General features: G+C 44.2%; 2 protein-coding genes. Both read left to right on the forward strand.

The window, feature by feature from the left end:
- Positions 1 to 556: 556 nt before the first annotated feature.
- The gene (gene cadB / locus R7070_RS22710) at positions 557 to 1,900 is read left to right on the forward strand and encodes a cadaverine/lysine antiporter (RefSeq protein WP_005434864.1); all 1,344 of its coding nucleotides are present in this window, start codon (positions 557 to 559) and stop codon (positions 1,898 to 1,900) included.
- Positions 1,901 to 2,017: 117 nt separating this feature from the next.
- Positions 2,018 to 4,153, forward strand: coding sequence for a lysine decarboxylase CadA (locus R7070_RS22715; protein WP_017635553.1), 2,136 nt, complete (start codon positions 2,018 to 2,020; stop codon positions 4,151 to 4,153).
- The last annotated feature ends 657 nt before the right edge of the window (positions 4,154 to 4,810 follow it).

The raw sequence follows: 4,810 nt of genomic DNA on the forward strand, positions 1-4,810 counted from the left end.
TCTATCTCTATCTCTATCTCTATCTCTATCTCTATCTCTATCTCTATCTCTATCTCTATCTCTATCTCTATCTCTATCTCTATTGATTGTATGAAGTGTCTGGATTAGTTATGTGGCGAGAATGATTTTGGTGCCTTCTTGCAGGCGAGATGAATATTGACTTGGGTCAAGAAGCGCGATCAGGGAGAGATTTATGGAATCAACACTTCAGGGAATTAACCCTTCGGGATGGGGAAGTTGATAGAGGTTGATAACTTTTATCGCGATGACCAACGAGTTGATGAGAGTTTATCTATCGGTAGAAGGTTTGATGTTTTTCTTGTAACTGTATGAATAATATAGTTTTATGTTTTTGTGTTTATCATGTTTATCTCAACTTGATGTTGATGAACTAATCATTTTATTGATAACCCCAAGTTTATTTTTTTCTCAGTTTTTGGGCGTAGTCTTCACTTCGAAATTTAGCGAGGTCGAGCAGGTTCTTCCTCATAGCATCTCGCTAATAACCATTCAGTTTGAGTCATGTTGACTCGAGTAGAATAGATTTGGAGATGTTATGTCATCGAATGCGAAAAAAATCGGCCTTATTGCCTGTACGGGTGTCGTAGCCGGTAACATGATGGGTAGTGGTATCGCACTATTACCTTCTAGTCTTGCCTCTGTAGGCTCTGTTTCAATCTTCAGTTGGCTGATCTGTTTGGTCGGTGCACTGAGTCTGGCGTTTGTTTACGCTCGTCTGGCAACCAAAAACCCACAAGAAGGTGGTCCAATCGCTTATGCTGGCGAAGTGTCTCCGGTATTTGGTTTCCAAACGGGCGTTCTTTATTACCACGCGAACTGGATTGGTAACCTGGCTATTGCCATTACAGGTGTTTCTTACCTTTCAGTATTCTTCCCTGTGCTTAATAACCCAATCCCAGCAGGTATTGCGACGATTGCATCGGTATGGATCTTCACTTTCGTCAACCTACTTGGTGGTAGCTGGGTAAGCCGTCTATGTACGCTTGGTCTAGTTCTTATCCTTATCCCAGTTGTTGGTACAGCTGCATTTGGTTGGACGCACTTCGATACTGCGCTTTACAGCCAAAACTGGAACGTATCAGCAGGCACTGACAGCCACGCGGTAGTAACAGCGGTTCTTATCTGTCTATGGTCATTCGTAGGTGTGGAATCAGCAGCGGTATCGACTGGTATGGTAGAAAACCCTAAACGTACTGTACCTCTAGCAACTATGTTGGGTACTGGTATCGCAGGTGTGATTTACATCCTATCAACTCAAATGATCAGCGGTATGTTCCCAGCGTCAGAAGTTGCGGCATCAGGTGCGCCATTTGCACTAGCAACCACTGAGCTATTCGGTAGCTGGACAGCACCATTCGTATCAGCATTCACAGCGCTAGCATGTTTCACTTCGCTAGGTTCTTGGATGATGCTAGTAGGTGAAGCAGGTAAACGCGCAGCAAACGACGGCAACTTCCCTAAAATCTACGGCGAAACTGACAAAAACGGTGTGCCTAAGAAAGGTCTAATCCTTGCGTCAATCAAGATGACTGCGCTGATGGTTGTACTGATGTTCTTCAGCTCTAAAACAGCACACGCATCAGACCTATTCAACCAGCTAACAACTGACGCGGTTCTACTAACAATGCTGCCTTACTTCTACTCAAGCATTAACTTGATTCGCTTCGAAGGTATGACAACACGCAACGGCTTCGTAATGCTGTTCTCTGGTGTGGCTTGTCTGTTCTGCTTCATCGCACTAGCAGGTGCAGAGGGCGGTACGCTAACAGCAACCTTCATCGTGTCTCTAGTTATCTTGATGTTCTACAGCAAAAAAGCAGGTCTTGCTCAGTACGTGAAAATGCACGCTGACGACATGCCTGCCCAAGCAAGCAACTAATCCCCAAAACGCTGCCACTAAGGTGCCAGCCTATAAAACCCAAATTCACGCGGCGCTCACCTTACTCATTGCCTGTAAATGGCAAAGAGCGCCCTCATTCGCCTTGGAGATGTCCAAATGAATATATTCGCTATCTTGAACCACATGGGTGTGTTCTTTAAAGAAGAGCCAGTTCGTCAACTTCACGCTGCTCTTGAGAAAGCGGGCTACGAAGTGGTTTACCCAGTAGATGATAAAGACTTGATCAAAATGATTGAGATGAACCCACGCATTTGCGGTGTGTTGTTCGACTGGGATAAATACTCACTAGAGCTATGTGAACGTATCAGCCAAATCAACGAAAAACTGCCTGTTCACGCATTTGCTAACGAACAGTCTACTCTAGACATTTCACTAACAGACCTACGTCTAAACGTGAGCTTCTTCGAGTACGCTTTAGGTATGGCTGACGACATCGCTATCAAAATCAACCAAGCGACTGAGGCATACAAAGATGCCATCATGCCTCCATTCACTAAAGCGCTATTCAAATACGTAGAAGAAGGTAAATACACCTTCTGTACTCCAGGTCACATGGGCGGTACTGCATTCCAGAAAAGCCCTGCTGGTAGCATCTTCTACGATTTTTACGGTCCAAACACATTTAAAGCGGACGTATCAATCTCAATGCCTGAGCTAGGTTCTCTACTAGACCACTCAGGTCCACATAAAGATGCAGAAGAATACATCGCACGTACATTTAATGCAGACAGCTCGTACATCGTAACTAACGGTACGTCTACATCGAACAAAATCGTTGGCATGTACTCAGCACCTGCGGGCAGCACAGTACTGATTGACCGTAACTGTCACAAATCTCTGACTCACCTAATGATGATGAGCGACGTGACACCAATCTACTTCCGCCCAACTCGTAACGCATACGGTATCCTTGGTGGTATTCCACAAAGCGAATTCAGCCGCGATGTCATTGCAGAGAAAGTGGCGAAAACACCAGGTGCAACAGCACCAACTTACGCAGTAGTGACTAACTCAACTTACGATGGCTTGCTGTACAACACACAATTCATCAAAGAGTCGCTAGATTGTAAACACATTCACTTCGACAGTGCTTGGGTGCCTTACACTAACTTCAACCCAATTTACGAAGGTAAATGTGGTATGAGTGGTGAAGCGATGCCAGGCAAAGTGTTCTACGAAACACAATCAACACACAAACTGTTGGCAGCGTTCTCACAAGCTTCAATGATTCACGTGAAAGGTGACTTTGATAAAGAATCTTTCAACGAAGCATTCATGATGCACACTTCAACTTCACCTCAGTACGGCATTGTTGCTTCTACTGAAACTGCAGCGGCAATGATGCGCGGCAACACTGGTAAGAAGTTAATGCAAGACTCTATCGATCGCGCAATCCGCTTCCGTAAAGAGATCAAACGTCTAGAAGCAGAAAGCGACAGCTGGTTCTTCGATGTATGGCAACCAGAAAACATCGATACCACAGAATGTTGGAAACTAGACCCTAGCGATACATGGCACGGCTTCAAGAACATGGATGACAACCACATGTATCTTGACCCAATCAAAGTAACGCTATTGACTCCAGGGATGAATAAAGAAGGCGAATTAGAGGAATCAGGTATTCCTGCTTCGCTGGTGGCTAAATTCCTAGACGAGCGCGGCATCGTGGTAGAGAAAACAGGTCCATACAACTTGTTGTTCCTATTCTCAATCGGTATCGACAAATCAAAAGCAATGCAATTGCTACGCGGCCTAACTGAATTTAAACGTGGCTACGACTTGAACCTAACCATCAAGAGCTTCCTACCTTCACTATACAACGAAGACCCAAGCTTCTATGAAGGCATGCGCGTTCAAGAACTAGCACAAGCAATTCACGACCTAACTAAGAAATACAACCTACCAGAGCTAATGTATAAAGCGTTCGATGTTCTTCCAGAAATGAAAGTAACACCACACGCAGCATGGCAAGAAGAGCTTCGTGGCAACATCGAAGAAATCAAACTGGAAGAAATGGTTGGCCGCGTAAGTGCGAACATGATCCTTCCTTACCCTCCAGGTGTGCCACTAGTACTTCCTGGTGAAATGGTGACTCAAGAGTCTCGCCCTGTGCTGGACTTCCTAGAGATGCTTTGTGAGATCGGTGCGCATTACCCAGGTTTCGAAACCGACATCCACGGTCTATACCAACAAAAAGATGGTAGCTACACCGTAAAAGTATTGAAGAACTAAGTTCCTCTCGAAGATGACGCCATTGGGAATGCAAGCATGCTCCACTCTTACGAGCTCAATGTGTCATCGAACAATAACGACATTTAGATATACCCCTAACTAATCTGTCGTAAAGAGAAGGGCAAGGATGCTCTGATCTTTTCTTCTATATATAGAAGAAACACTTTTCCAAGACTTCACCTGAAGTACCCCAAATAAAAAGCAAAGACCAAAAGAGCAGTTCGTCATCGTTCTGCTCTTTTTTTCGTCTTTATATAGATAGAAAGAGAAAAAAGAACCAAGAGAGATAAGATCAGCAATCAAAATCACAAAGAAATCGGCGATCTTTTAATGCAGAAGTCAGGTGTTTCATCATGAAAAGATCCTCTGCAACCCGAAATATTAGACAAGATCGTTGAGTATCTATGCAGAGTGCTCGTTATTTGTGCGGTTGAAAGTTTTTTTGCAAAAAACGCTTGTGCTAATTTCTCAACCCCCTATACTGCGCATCCACCGACACGGAGTGAGACGAAAGTCACACAGCGAGTCGGGAAGAGAGAAAAAAGAATTTGAAAAAAATGCTTGACTCTCTCACGGTGTGAAGTAAGATACGCACCCCTAACGACGAGCAACTAAGTTGCTGAAAGTGTTAGAAAAGCTCTTTAAAAATAAGAACCT

Origin of the sequence: Vibrio sp. 1557 (assembly GCF_033340175.1) — a bacterium.
Taxonomy (GTDB): Bacteria; Pseudomonadota; Gammaproteobacteria; order Enterobacterales; family Vibrionaceae; genus Vibrio; species Vibrio alginolyticus.